Here is a 21,217-nt window from a genome sequence, read left to right on the forward strand (position 1 = left end):
TTCAGTAAGAAAATGGAATGCCTTCGTGAACCAGCATGATGTTTCGAAATGATTAACACCAATATAGTGTGAAATTCATTAAAATCGACATAGCGTTCTCAAAGATGAATCAAAAACGGCTTCCATATTCTCATTTTAAGGTGCTTATAATTTAAAAATAGAGTAATAGGTATCTTAGAATCTAAATGAGCTGTATTGATCCAATAAGATCGTTTAATGAGATTCTATGTTTTTTAATAATATTCCGTCGCAATATAACGAAATATTCCGAATGTAACAAAGGACCTGTTTTGATACATTCGAAATCCCTTTAAATCAACGTTTATAAGCCTTATGAAAATCAAAAAACTTGGCTTTTTTTTGCGTCTTAACGTACAATATAAAGAGGGAAAAGGGGAGATGAATGACAGATGCAAAGGACCTCACAACGAATAAAAAATGTCCAGCCGATACGCCGGCTAGATCATATAGATAAGATGAAAAAGTCTCTATTAAAATATTGCAGCTACCGTGATTACATGATGTTCTCTATTGGAATCAACATCGGTCTACGGATTGGTGATCTCTTAAAATTACGCGTCCGGGATATATTGGAAGGTACGCATATTGTCATTGTTGAGCAAAAAACTGAAAAAATTAAACGTTTCATAGTCAACCCACAACTTCGTAAAGAAGTAAGAAAGTATGTAAAAAAAATGAAATTAAAAAATGATGACTATTTATTTCCTAGTCGCAAAGGCAATGGTCCCATAAGCAGGGTTCAAGCCTATCGTGTTTTGAATAAGGCCGCTGAAATGGCTGACATTCCAGACGTGGGGACACATACACTCCGAAAAACTTTCGGTTATCTCCATTATCAGAAGTTTAAGGATATCGCTTTGCTCCAACAAATCCTTAATCACTCTAATCCGAAAGACACCATGATATACATAGGACTCACTCAAGATTTGATGGATGAAACATTGATGGATTTTTATTTTTGATAAAAGGGACCAGAAATGGTCTTTTTTTATATTGCCCATAATAACATTATGTAAACAAGGTAAAATAGTGATAGAAAAATAGAGAGCAGTGATTCGACGTTATTTATTGGAAAGAGTAGAAATTTTTGTTTTTAAACCACATTATGTAGGCAAACTCACTTTAGAATGTACTGAATTTAAAACACATTTTATTCAATAAATTAAATAGGAATCTTCCCAAACCGCCAAGTAAACGACAGTTTGGGACAGTGGTTCCCTTACTTATTAATATATATAGAACGAACAATGGTGCGATTCACCATTTGACCAGTCATATTTTTTTCTTTTACATCGATCGTTAGATTATAGGTCCCCGATTTTGGGACGTCCGGAAGATTACCAAAATAGGTACCTGAATTCACTTTATTAAGAGAACCCTTATTTTTAATTTCAACACCTTCTTCGTCTGTTAGGTGAACATCAAATGTTAATGGGTTGGTTAAGAGGTTGCTTTTCACAGGAGATTTAAGTACAAACTGTGCATCATTCTGCTTTACTTTCCCTGGCATTTCAAGAACAAGCGGCTCTTTGTCATCAACTTTTGCGGTAAGTAAATACGCATCTTGCTGGGCCTTTGTCTTCATTCTAATTATCCAATTTCCAGGTTCCATATTCGTTTGTTTTAAAGTGTGAATATGGGCACTTGCAAGAAAAGACGTTTCTTCTTTAGAAACCTGTGAAACTTGGGAGCTTGGATAAACCACTCCTGATGGAGAGATTAATTCTATATCAACATCTGCAGTGGCTGTATAAATGGTTACTTCACCATCTTTAGTTGTTTCATTCAAAGTGATAGGCTGTTCTATCCAATTATTTGATTGTAAAGAACCACCGTGGATAATTTGATTGTGTGTAGTCGAAATATTTTCTTCTTTGGCAGGCTGTTCACTTAAACTAGCAATCCCTGCAGTAGAGGAACTGCGTAAATAGGGTTCGATTCTTGAAAAAACAGCGGATCCCGTACGGATATTATCATGATCGTATTTGCTATCAGTAAAGAGATGGGTACCATAGGGTAATTTTGAACTCCACTCATTGACGAGTCCATCATTACTGCCATAGGAAGATAAATACAGCCCTCCAATCGATAATGCAGACAATGCTGGTCCCTGATTGGTACCGGTAAGCGTGTAGTATTTATTTTTTCTTGAATTTACATGGTTATCGATGACAGAACGGAATTCAGCCATCTGTCCAATTTGTAACGAAGCCGTTCCTTCATCATTTGCTCCAAGAAGAGAAGCTAGCCATCCAGCATACCAGCTGTTAGCCAAATCAGCCAAGTTGGAACCGTGATGAGGGGAGGCAAGGGTTATAACTCGACCCACATATGGATGTGCCCCATAAGTGACTAGAGCAGCTTGTGTATCTGGTCCCCCTTTACTATGAGCGATAATATTCACTTTTTTTCCACCAAAGTGTGCACTGATTTGAGCAAGCTTAGTAGCTAATAGCCTCCCATTCTTATATTGACTGGAAGATCCATTTCCTGCTGCATCATAAAGCTGAACAAAAACCGTTTGATACCCCGCTTCGTATGCTTTTGTATACATATCATTGATTCCATGATATTCCGTTTCACCGTACCAACTGGTTGAAGATCCGTTCTTCCCCTGAACAAAAACGATGGGCGGCTTACTTGAGTTATAATTAGGAGGGGTGCTCCCTAGAAACCAATCACCAGGTGTAAAACTTTCACTGGGGGGCTTTAGCTTGCCATAGGGCTCGATTTCTGCAGCTGAAGTTTTAGATGGAGAATTCATAAACAAGAATAATGAAAATAGAAAAGTAACAAGAATGATTTGATACCATATTCTTTTCATACACTTCCTCCTAGTGCTTTATAATTTCCAAACTAACTTGATTCTTAAGTTTAAATTCAGTCGTCAGCTATGTTATTCCTTCAATTTTTAATAAAATGAGTGAATAAGGCTAACTCATACCATCGAAGAATGAAGAAAAACAGGATAAAGTAACTGATATGAGTGAAAAAAATGGTCCAAGAGGTATATAGGGATTTTCCCAGCATAAAATGTTGTTCGCGATGGATGTAAAGAAAGGAAGTTTTACTTAGTTTACATAATAAAATTATGATTGATTACTAACAAAGCAAAGCAAAAAGACCAAGGAATAGATCAATGCCTTGGGTCTTTTTGTCATTCTACTTAAGTCGAATTGAAGATTTACAGTATTGCGCCCTTTACGTCATAGTTTGCTAAATCAATGTCTAATTCCCTGTCAAGAGCAAGGTTCGCCAGTTGAGAGCCAATATAAGGTCCCATTGTTAAACCAGAAGCACCAAGTCCATTGGCTACGATGATGCCATCCCAATCAGTAAGGGGGCCAATAACCGGAAGGAAGCCTGGGGTAAAGGGACGGAAGCCGACCCTTGCTTCAGTAAATGTACTCTCGGCCAAACCTGGCGCAGTATGTAAAGCTTTATCAAAAACCTCCTGCAAACCTCCTGCCGTCATTCGGTAATCAAATTCCTCCATATTTTCATGAGTGGCTCCCGCTACAATTCTATTTTCATTGAAAGCTAATATGTATTGATCGCTAGGGGGCATAACAACAGGCCAGTTATTCGTGTTGCTATTTGGTAATGCTAGATGGATAATCTGCGCCTTTTGGAAGCTAACTTGAAAATTCACTCCTAATGGTTCAAGTAAATGAGACGCCCATGCACCTGCACAGACAATTACTTTATCTGCAACCATGCTATTGCCTTCCACCGTTACACCGGTTACAGAATTTCCTTCGAAGTTCAGTGAAGCGTCGCCATGAATCAATGTCGCTCCATTTTTTTGTGCCGCCCGCAATAAACTATCTCGTAACGCGCGACCATCAACTCGTGCCGCACCACTTATATGAACCGCAGCATACTCATCCGAAAGTGGTGGGAAGAGAGCACGTGTTTCTTCCACACTGAGCATAGTGATATCACCAATTTCAGGAGCGTCTTCCTTACGCTTTGTCGCTCTTTTTTGCATGCCCATCAGTTTTTCTTCATCAGTATGTAAGCTGATGGCCCCTACTTTAGCGTAGCCTGTCTCTGTTTCCCCATCATTTTCAAGCTCTTTAATTAAACTTGGATAAAAGCGGGCCCCGTTTTTAGCAAGATGATACCATGCTTTGTTACGTCTCTGCGATATCCAAGGACAAACGATACCTGCCGCAGCAGCGGTGGCTTGCCCATTATCTTGACGATCTATAATGACTACTTCAGCGCCTTTTTTCACAAGCTGGTAGGCAGTGGATGCTCCTAAAATCCCCGCCCCTACTATAATGATTTTTTGCATATAAACATCCCATTTCTTTCATATGTGTAAACGTTCTTCTATAACTATAGCGAAGTCACTATCCGATTGCTACATCTTGAATAGTATTTGATTATTCACACAGTTATTTTATCTCTATAAGTTATGCTATGATTAAGAGGAAAAGGCTTGAAAAGATATTAGGAGGACGAATACCGATGTTAAGAAAACAAATGGAAACATACATATCGAAGACTTTGAATGGAGATACGATTGAGTTATATACAGAAGAAAAGGCATATGTAAAAAAGCATCAGTTACTCGCTGATGATATAACTATAGTAGATATCGATAGCACAGCCCGCTTTACTGATGCGTATATCGAACTCAGTGATAAAGAAACCGAAGAATTGATTAAGGAAGAAACCACTGCATTTCTAACTCAGCCTCTTGAATACTTAAAAACGAATAAAAATGAATTCCTTTACTTTGAATCATCTTGGTTTGATTTAATTGGAGTTGAGGCACTTTCTTTGGAAGTAGATGATGTATTCGGCACTTATAATGCCATGTTCGGGTTGAAATTCCAGAAAAAAATGGGAGACGCGCTTAAAGCATATTTCAATCAAGAACTTCAAGGAGATATTGGGACATTCAGCATGATATTTAACCAAGGTGACGGGCTATGGGACGTTAATTTTGCCTTGAATGCTGTACAAGGATTTAAGGATGAGATGACGTTAGGCGAGGCGTTCCAACTAACTTACCATTTTCTCTTTAACCTCAATGAAACAATCGAAGAAGAACAATAAAATAGGTGAATGACCCCCATCAAACAATGATGGGGGTCATTCATGTGCATCCTTTTCTTTTTGTTTGTCATAACCAAATTAAAGGAACTATTGAAAAAGTGCCGAATTAGTAAATAACATTGAAATTTTATTTAGTACTCTTTTTATTTAATATAAAAAATCCGGAATTAGAAGGAGCGTAATTATATTTGCTGAATGAATTGGGAGTTACACAAGTGACGATTCCATTGCCTTTTAGGTTAGATCACGTGCATTGTTTTTTAGCCGAAGGAGCGAATGGGTGGACAATTATCGATGCAGGATTAAACAACCAAACAGCACGTGATATATGGAAACCGATAATCGAAAAACATGAAATAGGGGATATTATCCTTACTCATTATCATCCCGACCACTTTGGGTATGCAGGTCATTTACAACGGTTAACAGGTGCTGATGTGTGGATGACGGAAGTGGATGAAAAAGCAGGCACTACCTATTGGGAACCTGAAACACTCGATTTCCTGAAATCTAATTATGAATCATGCGGTATGGAAGAGGATTTAGCCCAAGCCTTATCTAGTGATGAAAGCAGCTTTATTCCAAAGGTAAAGCCCTATCCCACGGTTAACCATCATCTTGAGGAAGGAATGAAGATTTTATTTGGCAAGCTAGAGTATGAGGTGATTTTTACACCAGGACATTCAGACGGGTTAATTACTTTATACAATAAGGAAAACAGCATTCTTTTTTCTACTGACCATATATTGCCGAGAATCTCTCCAAACATATCTTATTGGTTTCAAGGAATCAGCAATCCGTTGGAGGCTTTTTTTACTTCTTTAAAGAAAATTCAGAAGTTACATGTAGACTATGTGATTCCTTCACATGGAAAGCCATTCAAAGACGCAAATAAAAGAATTACGGAATTATTAGATCATCACCAAGAACGGTTACATGTAGCCTATGAAAATATGAAAGAACCGACAACTATACAAGCTGCTTGTAAGATTCTGTTCAAACACCTATCGACTCACGAATCTCGGTTTGCAATTGGGGAGACATTGGCTCACCTAGAGTATCTCCATTCCGAAGGAAAATGCCGAAAATATAAAAGAGATGGGATTTGGTATTACCAATCGATTTAATGATTAAGCTCATTTTATGAGCTTTTTTAACGTTTTGACCCAATATATTCAATATTAAAAAACTGCCAACATTGTCCTATCCCATTTTAATCTTACAATTGAAGTTGAGATTTACCATTATTCTTTTTTTGTTTCGAAGTTTATACTAATAATCAAGTGAAAGGAAGAGGGTACTCCGTGGACAAAGTATTATTTTGGGATAAAGCGAAGAAAGAACATTTCGTTAAAGAGCTTACTAATCAAATGAAAATTAAAAATCGGCTTTTAGGATTAATAATTTCGAATGTCGATAAAAAGACTAGTAGAGTGGAGAGCAATAATAAAGCTTTTAAATATGAACAACAAATAATCGTATTACAAAAAATGGCGGATCTTTGCAGAGGAATCAGAGGAAGACATGATATTAAACAACTTAATCTGCTGATCGATACGTATAATTCTTTAAGTTAGGAAAATAGGACAGCACTAAGAGATGGAGATTATTCATACTCATTAAAAATATGAATATATGGCGTTATTTACATGACGGGGTATCGTAATATGATGGAAAGTGTTATATAATTATATTATTCAGAAAATTTAAAGTTGATTCTCTGTCACTAATTAGTTGGGAGTTTTGAGAATGAAGAACAGGCATTTGAATACCGCAACAGGAGTTTATATGAATTATTTCTTGCTTGGTATGGTGAATATCATGCTGGCATCGAATATGTCTTATTTATCGGAGCAATGGGATACGGATAGTGCTGGTATTAGTTATATTATTGCTGCTATCGGAGTAGGGAAATTGCTTACATATGCCTATACTGGTTATTTATCAGATAAAATCGGGCGGAAACCGCTAGTCTATGCCTCTGCATTCGGTATGGGCATTTTTCTAATCGGGATTCCCCTGTCCCCGAATTATCAATTGGCTTTTGTTTTTGCAATACTCGCAGGTGTTGCCAATTCATCGATGGATGCTGGTTCATATCCGGGTCTGATCGAGATTTTCCCTAATTCGGCTGGCTCTGCTAGTGTTTTAGTTAAAGCCTTTATGTCTGCAGGAGCATTCCTTCTTCCTTTCATGATTCTATTTATCTCAGATCATGATATGTTTTACGGATACGCCTTCTTTATACCTGCTGCTATTTATTTAATCAATATGCTATTTTTATTTACTGTATCTTTCCCGAGTAACCCAAAAGGTAATACCAGCATTTCCGAGAATAATACAAAGAAGAGCAAGTTCAAAGGGAAACCGGTGTTGAGGAAAGAGGGATTTGCCCTTATTTTAATTGGGTTTACATCGACTGGCTTGTTCACCGTTTCCCAAATATGGCTTCCATCATATGGACAGGAAGCGGTAGGCATGAGTATGGCCAATTCAATAAAACTATTAAGTTATTATAGTTTGGGTGCTCTCCTTTCCGTTTTGGTTCTATCTGTATTACTAAAGAAATTTTTACAACCCATTACCGTCATCATGGTTTATCCGATTATTACCTTTGTTTCTATTTTGACAATCCTTTTAGTTAAGATACCTATCATCGTGTCCATTACAGCCTTTTTTATAGGCCTTTCAACTGCAGGCGTTTTCCAATTAGCCATTACAATTATGACTGAATTCTTTTGGGAGAAAAAAGGGACCGTTACAGGGTTTGTTGCAACCGCTGCAGGATTGGCATCTATTGTCATGCCGCTTATCACAGGGATTATGTCAAAAAGTGGGAATATATCTATCATATTCATTTTCGATGCTTTTCTCTCAATAATAGGTTTTATTTCTGCGGTGTATGTCTATTATCGCCATGGTCAGTTGGTAGACAAGAACAAGAAACCTGAAGAGGAAAAAGTGGATTTTCGTTTAAATGCCTAATTCTTGATATATATATGAAAAGGGTCTCTCGTCGGGAGGCCCTTTTCTTTTATGAAAATAAAGTGTAGGAGTAGACGTTATTGTGTGGCTATTTTTTCTTTTACTTCGTGCATGATATTTTCCAATGAAGTTACGATGCCTTTTTCATCTTTATAGCTAATATGCTTTGGTTGAAAATCGACAGGTGAATCTAAACCAGCAGCAGCCGATATACGAAAAAGACCTTTTCGTAAAGTGACAAGAAAGTTAACGACCCGGTACTTCTTTTCGTCAATGACCAGTGCCTTTTGCAAGTCTGGGTCAGTTGTCGCTACTCCGACTGGACATGCGTTGGATTGACATTTCATTGTCTGTATACAACCAATCGCTATCATGAATCCCCGGGCAATATTGACCAAATCAGCTCCCATGGCTAAAGCAATTGCTATCCGATCCGGGGTGAATAATTTTCCTGAGGCAATGATTTTAACCTGATTCCTTACTCCATATTTCTCAAGGGTTGATACAAGAATGGGTAACGCCGATTTAATAGGCAATCCTACGCTATCAATCAATTCCTGATATGAAGCTCCCGTACCGCCTTCCCCACCATCCAATGAAATGAAATCAGGCCCTTTTCCAGTATCTTTCATATATTTAGCCAATTCCTCGACACTATCATTTCCCCCGATGACCATCTTGATTCCTACTGGTATCCCTGTATGATTCCTGATTTTTTCAATGAATTCACATAAAGTACCTACATCACTAAATTGATGAAAACGATTCGGGCTATCTATCGATTTATAAGGCTCAACTTTTCGTATTTCGGCAATTTCAGGATTTACCTTTTCTGCATCGATATGTCCTCCGCGAGTTTTAGCTCCTTGAGCTAATTTTATTTCAAATGCCTTGATTTGTGGAATTTCGCTTTTCCTTTTCAGTTCATCCCAATCCATCTCACCAAACTTATCCCGTACGCCAAACATTGCGGGGCCGATTTGCATGATGATATCCACTCCACCTTCTAAATGATAAGGAGACAAACCACCTTCACCCGTGTTCATCCAAGTACCTTTAGCCATGCCTAACCCTTCAGACAAAGCTGTAATAGCATTCTTACCCAGAGATCCATAGCTCATCGCAGACATTCCGATAAGACCTTTTAATTTAAATGGGTATTTTACGTTTGGGCCTATAACTACCGTATCATTGTCGTGCAATAAAAAGGCAAGTGATTCTTCATCTTCCCATTTTTCCTCTCTTTGCGAAAAGAGAGGATCTTTTAGGAGGATATACCTTTTGGTTTTCACTTTTGTTTCCCTATCGTATTTCTCTTCTTCGGCTAGTTTTGGGAACATACTATTTCGAACAAAAAGACCTTCCTCATCAAAATCACGTTTTGAACCAAACCCTACCACATCTCTTAAATATTTAGAACCTTTAACCATATGCTCGTATTCATCACGGGAAAAAGGTTTCCCTTCATTATCACTGTTAAACCAATATTGCCGCATTTCTGGTCCGATTTTTTCCAAGAAATAGCGAACCCTTCCGAGTACGGGATAGTTTCTAAGTATTGCATGATGCTTCTGGTTTCGGTCAAAGAAAATCATGTAAATCAACATCAGGACAGCCATAATTATAATGATAAAGACAAGAGCGAATCCCAAGATAATCAAAAGATTGGCTATGACATCCATTTTACCCCTCCTATATGCAGAACTATATCGTTTAATCTACGCGGTCCTTCCTGCATTTATACAATTATCCAATGGGGGCACATGCGCTTCATTTTTTCCTCATGGTCCCCGTTTACTGCGTGATTCAATAGAAGAAGGAATAATCCGTCTATTAAGTTTATAATTAACTGTATATATAAACCGCTTAGGAAGGAGATGGAATTATGAAAATCGTTCTTGCACCAGATTCCTTTAAAGGAAGTTTGACGGCCCCTGAGGTGGCACAGGCAATGGAGCGTGGCGTTAAAAGGGTTTTGCCTGCGGCAGAAACAGTAGTAGTCCCCATGGCTGATGGCGGTGAGGGAACGATGGAAAGTCTAATAGCTGCGACACATGGTCAAAGAGTTGACGTACTAGTAAATGGACCACTATTAAACAAAGTACAAGCTGCCTATGGGGTTTTAGGAGATGAAGAAACCTGTGTAGTCGAAATGGCTTCTGCATCCGGTTTATGTCTAGTTGAACCCAATAAGCTGAATCCTTTAATTGCGACGACTTATGGAACGGGTGAGCTTATTCATCAAGCGCTAAATGACGGGTATCGAAAATTCATATTAGCCATCGGTGGTAGCGCCACAAATGATGCTGGTGTCGGTATGCTCCAAGCGTTAGGGCTGAAGGTTTTAGATAAAGAAGGGGTAGAAATCGGATATGGAGGAGCGGAACTATCACGCATTACAGCGATTGAGATGCATGATTTCGATCCAAGAATAGCTGAATGTGAATTCATCATTGCTACAGATGTCCAAAATCCGTTGATTGGAGCCGATGGGGCAACTAAAGTATTCGGTCCGCAAAAAGGGGCAACCCCAGACATGGTTGAAATGTTGGAAGAGGCTTTATCGACCTGGGCGGATCTGGTGGAAATCAAGACAGGTGTCCAATTACACCATAAAGCAGGGGCTGGTGCAGCGGGTGGGATTGGTGGTGCCTTTCAAGCTTTCTTTCCTTCTAAAACGAGAAGAGGCGTCGATATCGTCATGGAATATTCAAGTCTTATAGAAAAGTTATCGGGAGCACAATGTGTTTTTACTGGAGAGGGACAAATCGATGTTCAAACGACATCAGGGAAGACGCCAATGGGAGTGGCTGAAGAAGCGAAGAAACTAAGAATCCCTGTATTTGCCCTAGCAGGCTCAATAGGCAAAGGAGTTGATGCTTTATATCAACATGGATTTACAAGTGTGCATAGCCTTGTCAACGAACCTATGTCACTACAAGAAGCTATGGAACGTGGAGCTGAACTGTTAGAGATGCTGACTGAACAAGTTCTGCGTACCTTTATTGCTTCTTCTGGACAGTAATTATTAACATGAGGGATTGAGAAAATATAGTGGAAATTTCTTAAACACAGTGTACTTGCTGTGTTTTTTTATCGTATGCCAGATAAGAACATAGCCTTATAGAACATTCCTTTTCACATCCGGTGGGTCTAAAAAGTTCCTGAATCCTCGATGGGATGATTGTACATACTTAGTTGCATACGAATGTATTTGGTTTGGAAGCACATTCTATACATAACTCGTTAAGAACACATGATGAATGAAGAGGTGAGTTGATGGAAGAACCAATTGTAACGGTTAGGAATGTATCAAAGATCTTCGGTAAGTCTCCAAAAGCAGCCATCGATTTATTGGAGAAAGGGAAATCCAAAAAGGAAATTTTAAAAGAAACTGGTCAAACAGTTGGTGTCAATAAAGTGAACTTCGAAATCTATCCGGGTGAAATCTTCGTGATCATGGGGCTATCTGGAAGCGGGAAGTCCACCTTAATTCGAATGTTCAATCGTTTAATTTCACCTACTAGGGGAGAAATCCTCATCAATAATGAAGACATTGTTAAAATGAATGCTTCTCGTTTAAGGGAAGTTAGACGAAAAAAAATTAGTATGGTGTTTCAAAACTTTGCTTTATTCCCTCATAAAACGATCTTGGAAAACACCGAGTTTGGATTAGAAATACAAAAAGTGCCGGTAGAAGAACGAGAAAAAAGGGCGATGCAATCCCTAGAGGTTGTGGGACTAAAAGGGTATGAAAATCAGGTACCCTCCCAATTGAGCGGTGGGATGCAGCAACGTGTCGGCTTAGCCCGGGCACTTGCTAGCCATACTGATATCATCTTAATGGATGAAGCATTCAGTGCGCTTGACCCGCTAATTCGAAAAGATATGCAAGATGAATTACTTGAGATACAAGACCAATTTAAGAAAACCATCATTTTCATCACACATGATTTGGATGAAGCTTTACGGATTGGTGATAGAATCGCATTGATGAAGGATGGAAGCGTCATCCAGCTCGGGACACCTGAACAGATCATGATGAACCCTGCAAATGAATACGTTGAGAAATTCGTTGAAGATGTAGATTTATCGAAGGTATTAACCGCTTCCCATGTTATGAAAAGAGCAGAGAAAATCAGTGTGGACCGTGGTCCAAGGGTTGCATTGGAAATTATGCGGAAGCAAGGATATTCAAGTATCTTTGTAGTAGATCGAAGGCTAAGGTTATTGGGCGCCATTACAGCTGAGCAGGCCCTTAAAGCTATAGACAGCCATCAACCTATATCAGAGGTCATGACAACTGATATACCGCTAGCTAAGGAAGACCAATTACTCATTGAAATACTAGATGTGATGTCCACTTCAACACTTCCGATATCTGTAGTCGATGAAGAGAAAAGATTGAAAGGAGTCATTATCCGTGGAGCCGTCATTGGTGCTTTGGCTGGTAATAAAGATTCCTTGAACGAGATGGAAGTGAATACATGAATATCACAAGAATCCCATTAGGCAATTGGGTTGATAAAATCGTTGATTGGATCACCATCACATTCGCTGGTTTATTCTCTTTTCTAACACGATTAATCGAAGGGATTTTAAATATCCTTGTTGATGCTTTGAGTATAGGGCCACCACTGGTTTTAATTATATTTTTGACGCTTTTAGTTGCCTATACGAGTAAATGGAAGTTAGGCCTTTTTACAGTATTAGCCCTCCTGTTAATCGATAATCTGGGTTATTGGGAAGCTAGTGTCCAAACTTTGGCCCTCGTTCTTTCATCGGCGATCTTAACGATTGCGATTGGTATTCCGATAGGGATTTGGGCTGCCCAAAGTCCTACTGCGAGAAAAATCATCATTCCAACTCTGGATTTCATGCAGACAATGCCAGCTTTCGTATATTTGATTCCAGCCATCTTATTTTTTGGAATTGGGGTTGTTCCTGGTATTTTCGCTTCGATTATCTTTGCAGTTGCACCGACAATTCGCTTAACCAATCTTGGCATACAGGAAGTTCCGAAAGAATTAATTGAAGCTTCTGATGCGTTCGGTTCAACAAATAATCAAAAATTACTCAAAGTTCAATTACCATTGGCTGCGCCAACCATTTTTGCCGGCATTAATCAAAGCATTATGTTAGCTCTCTCCATGGTTGTTATAGCTTCCTTGGTAGGAGCACCAGGTCTAGGTGCAGAAGTTTATCGTGCTGTAGCTCAGATCAAAGTAGGACAAGGGTTTGAAGCGGGTTTGTCTATTGTCATAATCGCCGTTATCCTAGACCGAATTACACAAAACCTACGAAATCCTGCCTATACGAATTTTTTGAGTAAACGAATCGTCTTCTCAGTTTTTGGTGTCTTGTTTCTAGGTGCCTGTATTTTTGCTTCTTTACAAGGAGAGAACCCTTCCGAGGAGAATTCAGGTAGTGTAGGCAGTCTGACCGATTATGAAATTATCGGTATTGACCCAGGAGCAGGAATCATGAAATCCACCAAAAAGGCTATGGAAGATTATAACCTGGATGATTGGACCCTTGTTGAAGGATCATCAGCTGCCATGACCGCGGAATTGAAAAAAGCTTATGGCAATAAAGAACCCATCATTGTAACTGGCTGGACCCCGCACTGGATGTTTCAATCATTCGACTTGAAATATCTTGAAGACCCCAAAAACTCCTATGGTAAAGATGAAGACATTCATACCATTACTAGAAAAGGCCTTGAAAAGGATGCGAAAGGAGCCCATACCGTACTGGATCAATTCTTCTGGAAATCGAGTGATATGGAAGAAGTGATGGCAGATACAGCAACTGGAATCGAACCCGAAGAAGCTGCAGAAAAATGGATAGCGGCACATCCAAAACAAGTAGCAGAGTGGACAGACGGGGCACAAAAAGGAAATGGAGAAAGTATCAGTCTAGTTTACGTAGCATGGGAATCAGAAATCGCTAGCACCCATGTAATTGGAAAGGTTCTGGAACAACAAGGGTTCAAGGTTACTTTACAGCAAGTAGAGATAGGTCCTATGTTCGCAGGAATCGCAAATGGTAGCGCTGATGCTATGGTTGCCGCCTGGCTACCAACCACTTCAGCTGAATATTACGAAGAATACAAAGAAGATATTGTAGATCTTGGGCCAAACTTGAAAGGTACGAAACTCGGGTTAGTGGTACCAACCTATATGGATATCGATTCTATTGAAGAATTAAATGACTAAAGAAAAGGGATTCTCATTTTGGGGATCCCTTTTTGCATTAGACTATTTGAAGCAGAATGTAAGGTAACAAAACCAAAATGGTGAATATTGTTTATACTTTTGTGCAGATTAGGACATTTACTTAGGCAGTCTATAAAATTTTCCTATATTAACATAAAGAAAAGGGTATACTAGATAGATAAGAATATATATATTCTTAGTAACACATGTAAGAATGGTTTCATTTAGTCAGAACTTGATTCTTACATACAGACAGAAGGAGAATTGATACGTTTGAATAATAAAGAAGCAAAAGCAATCGAATTACCAGCAAATTATGAGGAATTAAAAAAATCGGCACACCGTACTGCGAACTGGAGAGAACGGTTAGATGCTATCGAAGAGTTAGGACAGCTGAAAAACCAACAAGTAATTGATATTCTAACACATATTATGAATAACGATGCTGTATATAAAGTACAAGAGGCAGCCTACCGTCAATTAAAAGGTTTAGGCGAAGATGTCCAGTTACCTGCAAAGAAAAAAGGTGAATTGTTTAAAGGGGTAACCAAAGTCTTGGTAAGAATTAAAAAGAGCTTGCCTGAAGGCCATGCGTATAACGAGTTCAAAGAGAAGTTCAAAAAGATGAGAATTGATATATATGATGCCTACGAAGGCGAAAAGGGAGCCGACTTCGATAAGTGGCTTCAGTCTACCTGGGAAGGGTTATCGAAAAAGTAATTCGATTTAGTTTCATAGCATAGAGAAAAGGAGCAATCATTTTGCTCCTTTTTCTTATGCATACATATTAGTTTGATTATGCATCTCGTCACATATTCTAAACATTCATAAACCATTGAAAGGCCTAACCTCCTAGAGCTTGTAAATCGAATCATAAAAAGAAGTAATCCTACTTTCTCCACTAAGATTCATTTTTTTCATAACTCAACATAATGATAGTAATACCCTATTTGAATTCATACATGACCGGGGGAGGATCATGAATCAACTATTCGAAATCTTGGAAGAAGTGCAAAACACTTCTATGGAGTGTGTCTTAGCAACAATTATTCAGGTGGAGGGTTCGGCATACTTGCGTGAAGGTACCTCGATGCTCATAAAAAAAGATGGCACATTCACAGGCATTATTAGTGCTGGTTGTTTGGAAACCGATTTATTGCATCATTCTCAAAGAATATTTGAAAGTAAAAAAGCGGAAACCGTCGTCTATAACATGGAAAATAATGAAGATTTGGATTGGGGAGTATCTACAGGTTGTAATGGAATCTTATATATTTTACTTGAATATGTAGATCATAAGTTAAAAGAAAATCTTTTATGTATCAACGACACAATCACCAAGGGTAAGGATAGCATTTATCAAAGAGTACTAAGTAATGAATGGAACTTATCAGAATCCTATTTTTCACCAGAAGATTCATTCAAAGACGAATCGCTTAGATATAGTCAAACATCCAATTATGTATTTACTCAAAAGTTCTCGCCAAAACCTCGATTAATTATCTTTGGTGCTGGAGCAGATGCACATCCAGTTGTTTCTTTAGCTTCCCAAACCGGATTCTCGGTTACAGTTTGTGATTGGAGAGAATCACTTTGTAACGAACATAATATACCTGAAGCGGATAAGTATATAATTGGCTTCCCAAAAGAAATCGAGAAACAAATTTCCTTCAAAAAAGACGATTATGTCATTATAATGACCCATAACTTTAAAAGAGATAAGGAAATCCTTTCTTTTGTTAAAGATGAGTCATTATTCTATTTAGGCATTTTAGGTTCAAGAAAGCGAACGGCAAGTCTATTTGATGATGAAATTCCTAAGAATATACATGCACCCATTGGTTTATCGATCGGAGCTGTAGGACCATATGAGATTGCAGTAAGTATCATAGCTGAACTAATTCAAATAAAAACAAGGAAGACCGGTCAATGAGAATTTCCGGTATATACTTGGCTGCTGGTAATAGTTATCGTATGGGAACAAATAAATTAACCTTAACATTAGGTAATAAAGAAATAGGTAGATGGGGTTTAGAAAAGGCCCTCGATTCAAATCTGGATGATATTATCCTCATTTCTCAACACCAAAATCGACTAGACTTATCTGGATTATGCACCCAAAAAGTAATGGAAGTAGAAGTTACCAAATCTAATGCGGGACAATCTCACTCACTTAAAGTCGGTATAGAACAAGCGAACATCTTACATTCGGATGCAGTCATCATTTTACTTGCCGATCAACCTTTTATTACGACAGATATGATAAATCAACTCATTAAAATATATAAACAAAAACCTACGACCTCCTTTGTTGCCTCTAGTTTTCTTGATATTATCCAGCCACCCATTCTTTTAGATAACCAGCTTTTTTCCAAGATACTTCACTTAACAGGAGATCAAGGTGCAAAAAAGATATTGAAGGAGCAAATGGAGCAAGGAATTCTTTTACCCTTTAATGACGAACAACTGTTTACTGACATTGATTGTATGAAAGAGTACTTGTTTTGGAAAAAACACGTAGAATCAAACAGATAATGAGGGGATTTCTATGGATATCATTGGAAAAGGTGTGATTCGTAAAGATGCGTGGGATAAGGTGACCGGTCAAGCCAGGTATACAGGAGATCATCATCATGCAAATATCCTTTCCGTTAAAAAGGTAATCAGTCCTTATGCTCATGCACTAATTAGAAAGATTGATATATCGAAAGCTGAAAAAATCGGTGGGGTCCGTGCAATCATAACAGGTGGAAATTTACCGCTAACAGGAGAAGAGATTAGAGATCGTTATCCCATAGCTCAAGACAAAGTCCGTTATCACGGTGAAGTTGTCGCACTTGTAGTCGCGGACACGCCTAAACAAGCAAGAATGGCTGCTGACCAGGTAAAAGTTGTTTATGAACCTTTGCCTGTTGTCAATTCTCCGACTGAAAGCATAGACCCTTCATCCCCTCTACTCCATTCCCATTTAGGTACATATACAAAAATATCCGAGGTATATCCTGAACCAGGTACGAATATAGCAAATCATTCGAAAATCCGAAAAGGTGATAAAGAAATTGGATGGCAAGAGAGCGATATAATCGTTGAAGAAAAGTTTTCCTTTTCTCCTTCTGATCATGTTGCTATGGAAACAAGATGTTCATTGGCAGAAATACATGCAGATCAAAAAGTCTTTATCACTTCTTCTTCGCAAGCTCCTTTCATGATCAAGCGGCTGATAAGCGATTACTTTGGCGTTGAAATCGGAAAAGTCGTCGTAAACACTCCTTTGGTTGGAGGGGGATTCGGCGGTAAAGCCTCAGTACAACTTGAGCTATTAGCCTATATCGCTTCTAAAGCGGTCGGTGGAAAGTTGGTTAAGGTGGAAAATAGTCGTGAAGAGGATATTATTACATCCCCTTGCCATATAGGTTTAGATGCAACAGTGAAACTGGGATGCACACAGTCTGGGGTCCTTAAGGTAGCTGAATTGACTTATCTCTGGGATGGGGGAGCGTATGCTGACAAGGCTACAGACCTTAGTCGTGCTGGAGCAGTGGATTGCACGGGACCCTACCACATTGAAAATGTTTGGTGTGATTCTTTTTGTATGTATACAAATCATCCATACGCCTCTCCATATCGAGGGTTTGCCCATGCAGAGGTTTTGTTTGCTTTTGAGAGGACCATGGATTCTCTTTCAAAAAAACTTGGCATGGATCCACTTGAACTTCGTGAACGGAATGCGATACTTCCTGGACATTCTACTCCAACTCAAGTTACGTTGAATTCAAGTACCGTAGGGAATCTTCCTGAATGTATACATGTCCTCAAGAAAAAAATGAATTGGGAAGAAGGACAGTTCATTAGAAAAAGTGACAAAACAGTATTGGCGAAGGGGATAGCTTGCGTATGGAAAAATTCCACCATTGATACAAACGCAGGGTCCGGTGTGATTTTAACATTCAATCCTGATGGGAGTGTTAACCTTATATCAGGAGTAGTGGAAATCGGCACAGGTACGAAAACGGTGTTGGCACAAATTGTATCAGATAAATTGAAGATAGAAGTCGATCGTGTGAATGTTCAGATGGGAGTCCATACGCTAAGTACTCCTGAGCATTGGAAGACGGTCGCTAGTCGTGGAACGTTCATGGCTGGAAGAGCAGCGATCCAAGCTGCTGAAGATGCTATCTTTCAAATCAAGAAACTTGCTTCGGTTGTATTAGGAGTTCCCCTGGAAGACATTGAAATCGGTCAGGAAATTGTATATCTCAAGGGTGATCCAACAATACGCATTCCTTTCAAGGAGCTAGTTTATGGATATACTTATCCAAACGGAAATGCCATTGGAGGACAAATCATCGGTAGAGGACATTATATAACTCCCCATATTTCCAAATTAGATTCCGAAACGGGAGCAGGGAACCCAGGACCTGAATGGACAGTAGGCGTACAAGGGGTGGAAGTAGAATATGATACCCATGAATATACCTATAAGGTAGTAAGAGCCATATCCGTCATCGATGCAGGGAAAGTGCTGAACCAAAAAACGGCAGAAGGTCAAATAATGGGGGCAATGAGTATGGGCTTAGCCTTTGCTGGTCGTGAAACGTTCTATTTCGACCATGCAGGCAGGGTCCTTAACCCGCAATTCCGGACGTACCGACCCTTAAGATATGGTGAAAATCCCGAATACATTTGTGAGTTTTTAGAGACACCGCATCTAGAAGCACCATATGGGGCAAGAGGTCTCGGTGAACATGGCCTGTTAGGAATGCCAGCTGCATTAGGTAACTGTTTATCCCTTGCTGCGGGTATACCTTTAAATCACTTACCCTTACTTCCCGAACTAATTTGGGAAGGGAAGAAAGAAGGGAGGCATCACTGATGTTACCCTTCCATTTTGATTATTATAAACCAGAATCCATACAAGAAGCTCTAGACCTTTTTCAAACATTAAAAGGTCTAGGGAAGACTCCTTTGTACTATGGTGGAGGAACAGAGATTATAACATTAGGACGACTGAATCTTGTATATGCCGATGCTATTATTGATTTAAAAGGGATTTACGAATGTAATATATTTGAATTCCAAAATAATGAACTCATTATTGGTTCTACAGTGAGCCTAAGCGCTTTTGAAGAGAAAATGCTTTTCCCTTTATTAACGAAGACTTCAAAGGAAGTTGCAGATTATACTTCAAGAAATAAGATTACCATTGGTGGGAATATATGTGGGAACATTTTTTATAGGGAGTCTGTTCTGCCATTCTTATTAGCGGATAGTGCTGTAATTATTGCAGGACCTAAAGGAATAAGAAAATTATTATTAAGCAAAGTTTTTCATAAAGAATTACAACTGGAAGAAGGTGAATTTCTAGTGCAAATCCTTACAGAAAAAGAGTATCTTCCTGCTCCCCATCTGAGTATTAAGAAACGGAAACAATGGGATACGGGATATCCACTTTTAACTGTGGCCTCCCTAAAAAAAGACGGTTATGTACGTTTTGCATTTAGCGGAGTTTGTCCATTTCCCTTTCGTTCGATCCCAATGGAAGAAACCCTCAATGACCAGAATTTATCCTATAAAGACCGAGTTTTGGCATCTTTTGAATACTTGCCTAATTCAATTTTAAATGACATTGAAGGATCTAATGAATATCGACTATTTGTATTGGAAAATACGCTAACTTCTATTTTGTCTAAGTTGGGTGATGAAGAATATGAATAGGAATTTGGGGAATCAAAATACAACAATTCGCTTAAAAATTAATCAGGAGAGGTACGAGAGAGAGATACTGGCCTCAGATCTATTACTAGATGTATTGCGAAAAATAGGATTCACGGGAGCCAAGCCAGGATGCTTAAATGGTGATTGCGGGGCATGCACGGTAATCATGGGTAAACAGCCAATGAAATCATGTTTAGTATTAGCGATTGAAGCCAATGATACAGAAATCATTACTATTGAAGGTCTTCACAAAACCCCCATACAACAGGCATTCGTTGAGCATTTTGCTTTTCAATGCGGGTACTGTACACCTGGATTTATCATGAATGCTACGGCTTTACTTCTTAATGACGACGACCCAACCCCTGAGAAAATCAAAACATGGCTTTCTTCTAATATTTGTCGATGCACCGGGTACAAAGAAATTGAAGAAGCGATACATTCAGCCATACACAATATAAAATTCATTGAATGAAGTGACAGATTTCTGTTTACCTGAATAAAATGCCTACATGGGGAGTGATGATATTGAATGAATCCTGTGAGAAGGATACCAATTTAACAATAATTCACTCCTTTCAGCGTAGTATTGAAATTACGACAGCCATCCTATTATTGACCGGACAAATCACAATTATTGGCGTGTTTGTAAGACCGGGTAGATTTAGCCTCTCTTTAGGTGGGCCACTTTTTGGAGGGCATCGTTTAGAGGGAAAGAATCATGAGGAAGTGGGAAATCTTTTCATCGATATACTTGATATTATTTTAGCTATATTACTCATCAATAACGTCATACATGTTACTGGCACATTCGTTTCATCCGGTGACTTCTCCATTAATGTTTCGGGCCCCATTTTTGGTTACCCGGAAGTTGTCCCTGCACTGCCTTTTGAAGATTATGACTTTTTTAATAAAATCGTAAGTAAACATTACAACGTTCCTCCAGAAATGGTAACTAAATTAAGAGGGAATGAGTATAATGTCATTAACTGATATACCTACCGTAAAAAATTCGAGGTACAATGTATTTCTAATAGCTCTTCCTATAATTTTTTTCATTTTTTTCTTCACTCAACAAAAAACCACGGACCAATAAACTACAAAAAGGAATTGTCATCATTTTATAGACATTTAGAGGTAAAGCATATCAAATGGCTTTACCTTTCTTATTTCATACACTTCATGGACCAAAGTGACAGGTAATATTG

At 38.7% G+C, this 21,217-nt stretch carries 18 protein-coding genes; 15 read left to right on the forward strand and 3 right to left on the reverse strand.

The features are described 5' to 3' along the window. Positions 1–410: 410 nt before the first annotated feature. Positions 411–983, forward strand: a complete 573-nt coding sequence (locus ACQKL0_RS09620; RefSeq protein ID WP_402873024.1) for a tyrosine-type recombinase/integrase — start codon at positions 411–413, stop codon at positions 981–983. A 257-nt stretch (positions 984–1,240) separates the two neighbouring features. Here the strand turns inward: ACQKL0_RS09620 and ACQKL0_RS09625 are convergent, their stop codons facing one another. Both ACQKL0_RS09625 and ACQKL0_RS09630 read right to left on the reverse strand, forming a co-directional pair. Next, the gene (locus tag ACQKL0_RS09625; RefSeq protein ID WP_427687210.1) at positions 1,241–2,845 is read right to left on the reverse strand and encodes an esterase/lipase family protein; all 1,605 of its coding nucleotides are present in this window, start codon (positions 2,843–2,845) and stop codon (positions 1,241–1,243) included. 360 nt (positions 2,846–3,205) lie between these two features. Continuing rightward, positions 3,206–4,321 carry an NAD(P)/FAD-dependent oxidoreductase gene (locus tag ACQKL0_RS09630; protein WP_427687212.1) on the reverse strand — a complete coding sequence of 372 codons (1,116 nt, stop codon included), beginning with the start codon at positions 4,319–4,321 and terminating at the stop codon, positions 3,206–3,208. A gap of 176 nt (positions 4,322–4,497) precedes the next feature. Between ACQKL0_RS09630 and ACQKL0_RS09635 the strand changes: the two genes are divergently transcribed. The 4 genes from ACQKL0_RS09635 to ACQKL0_RS09650 all read left to right on the forward strand — a co-directional run bounded on the left by ACQKL0_RS09635 (position 4,498) and on the right by ACQKL0_RS09650 (position 8,076). Further along, positions 4,498–5,091 carry a branched-chain amino acid aminotransferase gene (locus ACQKL0_RS09635; protein ID WP_427687214.1) on the forward strand — a complete coding sequence of 198 codons (594 nt, stop codon included), beginning with the start codon at positions 4,498–4,500 and terminating at the stop codon, positions 5,089–5,091. Positions 5,092–5,279: 188 nt separating this feature from the next. Then, on the forward strand, positions 5,280–6,218 hold the full coding sequence (locus ACQKL0_RS09640) for an MBL fold metallo-hydrolase (protein ID WP_402873018.1): 939 nt from the start codon (positions 5,280–5,282) through the stop codon (positions 6,216–6,218). Between the two features lie 177 nt (positions 6,219–6,395). Beyond that, complete coding sequence (locus tag ACQKL0_RS09645) at positions 6,396–6,668, forward strand: hypothetical protein (protein WP_427687216.1); 273 nt, start codon at positions 6,396–6,398, stop codon at positions 6,666–6,668. A gap of 172 nt (positions 6,669–6,840) precedes the next feature. Then, complete coding sequence (locus ACQKL0_RS09650; protein WP_427687218.1) at positions 6,841–8,076, forward strand: MFS transporter; 1,236 nt, start codon at positions 6,841–6,843, stop codon at positions 8,074–8,076. Between the two features lie 77 nt (positions 8,077–8,153). On the opposite strand, the gene ACQKL0_RS09655 is transcribed toward ACQKL0_RS09650, so the two are convergent. Then, on the reverse strand, positions 8,154–9,758 hold the full coding sequence (locus ACQKL0_RS09655; RefSeq protein ID WP_402873010.1) for an FMN-binding glutamate synthase family protein: 1,605 nt from the start codon (positions 9,756–9,758) through the stop codon (positions 8,154–8,156). A 203-nt stretch (positions 9,759–9,961) separates the two neighbouring features. On the opposite strand from ACQKL0_RS09655, the gene ACQKL0_RS09660 reads away from it, so the two are divergent. From ACQKL0_RS09660 to ACQKL0_RS09705, 10 genes are all read left to right on the forward strand, one after another. After that, positions 9,962–11,101, forward strand: coding sequence for a glycerate kinase (locus ACQKL0_RS09660; protein ID WP_427687221.1), 1,140 nt, complete (start codon positions 9,962–9,964; stop codon positions 11,099–11,101). Between the two features lie 254 nt (positions 11,102–11,355). Further along, on the forward strand, positions 11,356–12,567 hold the full coding sequence (locus ACQKL0_RS09665) for a quaternary amine ABC transporter ATP-binding protein (RefSeq protein WP_402873005.1): 1,212 nt from the start codon (positions 11,356–11,358) through the stop codon (positions 12,565–12,567). Continuing rightward, on the forward strand, positions 12,564–14,294 hold the full coding sequence (locus ACQKL0_RS09670) for a glycine betaine ABC transporter substrate-binding protein (RefSeq protein ID WP_403122831.1): 1,731 nt from the start codon (positions 12,564–12,566) through the stop codon (positions 14,292–14,294). Before ACQKL0_RS09665 ends, ACQKL0_RS09670 begins: the two co-directional genes overlap by 4 nt. 273 nt (positions 14,295–14,567) lie before the next feature. Then, positions 14,568–15,014 carry a HEAT repeat domain-containing protein gene (locus ACQKL0_RS09675; protein WP_402873001.1) on the forward strand — a complete coding sequence of 149 codons (447 nt, stop codon included), beginning with the start codon at positions 14,568–14,570 and terminating at the stop codon, positions 15,012–15,014. Positions 15,015–15,273: 259 nt separating this feature from the next. Next, positions 15,274–16,227: an XdhC family protein gene (locus ACQKL0_RS09680; RefSeq protein ID WP_403080074.1), complete on the forward strand. Its 954-nt coding sequence runs from the start codon at positions 15,274–15,276 to the stop codon at positions 16,225–16,227. Next, complete coding sequence (locus tag ACQKL0_RS09685; protein WP_402872998.1) at positions 16,224–16,829, forward strand: nucleotidyltransferase family protein; 606 nt, start codon at positions 16,224–16,226, stop codon at positions 16,827–16,829. The genes ACQKL0_RS09680 and ACQKL0_RS09685 overlap by 4 nt, the downstream gene beginning before the upstream one ends. Positions 16,830–16,842: 13 nt before the next feature. Beyond that, positions 16,843–19,167 carry a xanthine dehydrogenase family protein molybdopterin-binding subunit gene (locus ACQKL0_RS09690; protein ID WP_402872995.1) on the forward strand — a complete coding sequence of 775 codons (2,325 nt, stop codon included), beginning with the start codon at positions 16,843–16,845 and terminating at the stop codon, positions 19,165–19,167. Then, positions 19,167–20,009, forward strand: coding sequence for an FAD binding domain-containing protein (locus tag ACQKL0_RS09695; RefSeq protein ID WP_427687224.1), 843 nt, complete (start codon positions 19,167–19,169; stop codon positions 20,007–20,009). The genes ACQKL0_RS09690 and ACQKL0_RS09695 overlap by 1 nt, the downstream gene beginning before the upstream one ends. Then, positions 20,002–20,484 carry a (2Fe-2S)-binding protein gene (locus ACQKL0_RS09700; RefSeq protein ID WP_402872989.1) on the forward strand — a complete coding sequence of 161 codons (483 nt, stop codon included), beginning with the start codon at positions 20,002–20,004 and terminating at the stop codon, positions 20,482–20,484. The genes ACQKL0_RS09695 and ACQKL0_RS09700 overlap by 8 nt, the downstream gene beginning before the upstream one ends. A 47-nt stretch (positions 20,485–20,531) precedes the next feature. After that, a complete protein-coding gene (locus tag ACQKL0_RS09705; protein WP_402872986.1) occupies positions 20,532–21,002 on the forward strand; it encodes a hypothetical protein in 471 nt (156 codons plus the stop codon). Positions 21,003–21,217: the final 215 nt, after the last annotated feature.

Source organism: Peribacillus sp. NPDC097264, from assembly GCF_050277925.1.
GTDB lineage: Bacteria > Bacillota > Bacilli > Bacillales > DSM-1321 > Peribacillus.

Coding starts and splice junctions, on each gene's coding strand:
- ACQKL0_RS09620 (WP_402873024.1), top strand. CDS start 411: ATGCAAAGGACCTCACAACGAATAAAAAATGTCCAGCCGATACGCCGG.
- ACQKL0_RS09625 (WP_427687210.1), bottom strand. CDS start 2,845: ATGAAAAGAATATGGTATCAAATCATTCTTGTTACTTTTCTATTTTCA.
- ACQKL0_RS09630 (WP_427687212.1), bottom strand. CDS start 4,321: ATGCAAAAAATCATTATAGTAGGGGCGGGGATTTTAGGAGCATCCACT.
- ACQKL0_RS09635 (WP_427687214.1), top strand. CDS start 4,498: ATGTTAAGAAAACAAATGGAAACATACATATCGAAGACTTTGAATGGA.
- ACQKL0_RS09650 (WP_427687218.1), top strand. CDS start 6,841: ATGAAGAACAGGCATTTGAATACCGCAACAGGAGTTTATATGAATTAT.
- ACQKL0_RS09655 (WP_402873010.1), bottom strand. CDS start 9,758: ATGGATGTCATAGCCAATCTTTTGATTATCTTGGGATTCGCTCTTGTC.
- ACQKL0_RS09660 (WP_427687221.1), top strand. CDS start 9,962: ATGAAAATCGTTCTTGCACCAGATTCCTTTAAAGGAAGTTTGACGGCC.
- ACQKL0_RS09665 (WP_402873005.1), top strand. CDS start 11,356: ATGGAAGAACCAATTGTAACGGTTAGGAATGTATCAAAGATCTTCGGT.
- ACQKL0_RS09670 (WP_403122831.1), top strand. CDS start 12,564: ATGAATATCACAAGAATCCCATTAGGCAATTGGGTTGATAAAATCGTT.
- ACQKL0_RS09680 (WP_403080074.1), top strand. CDS start 15,274: ATGAATCAACTATTCGAAATCTTGGAAGAAGTGCAAAACACTTCTATG.
- ACQKL0_RS09685 (WP_402872998.1), top strand. CDS start 16,224: ATGAGAATTTCCGGTATATACTTGGCTGCTGGTAATAGTTATCGTATG.
- ACQKL0_RS09690 (WP_402872995.1), top strand. CDS start 16,843: ATGGATATCATTGGAAAAGGTGTGATTCGTAAAGATGCGTGGGATAAG.
- ACQKL0_RS09695 (WP_427687224.1), top strand. CDS start 19,167: ATGTTACCCTTCCATTTTGATTATTATAAACCAGAATCCATACAAGAA.
- ACQKL0_RS09700 (WP_402872989.1), top strand. CDS start 20,002: ATGAATAGGAATTTGGGGAATCAAAATACAACAATTCGCTTAAAAATT.
- ACQKL0_RS09705 (WP_402872986.1), top strand. CDS start 20,532: ATGATATTGAATGAATCCTGTGAGAAGGATACCAATTTAACAATAATT.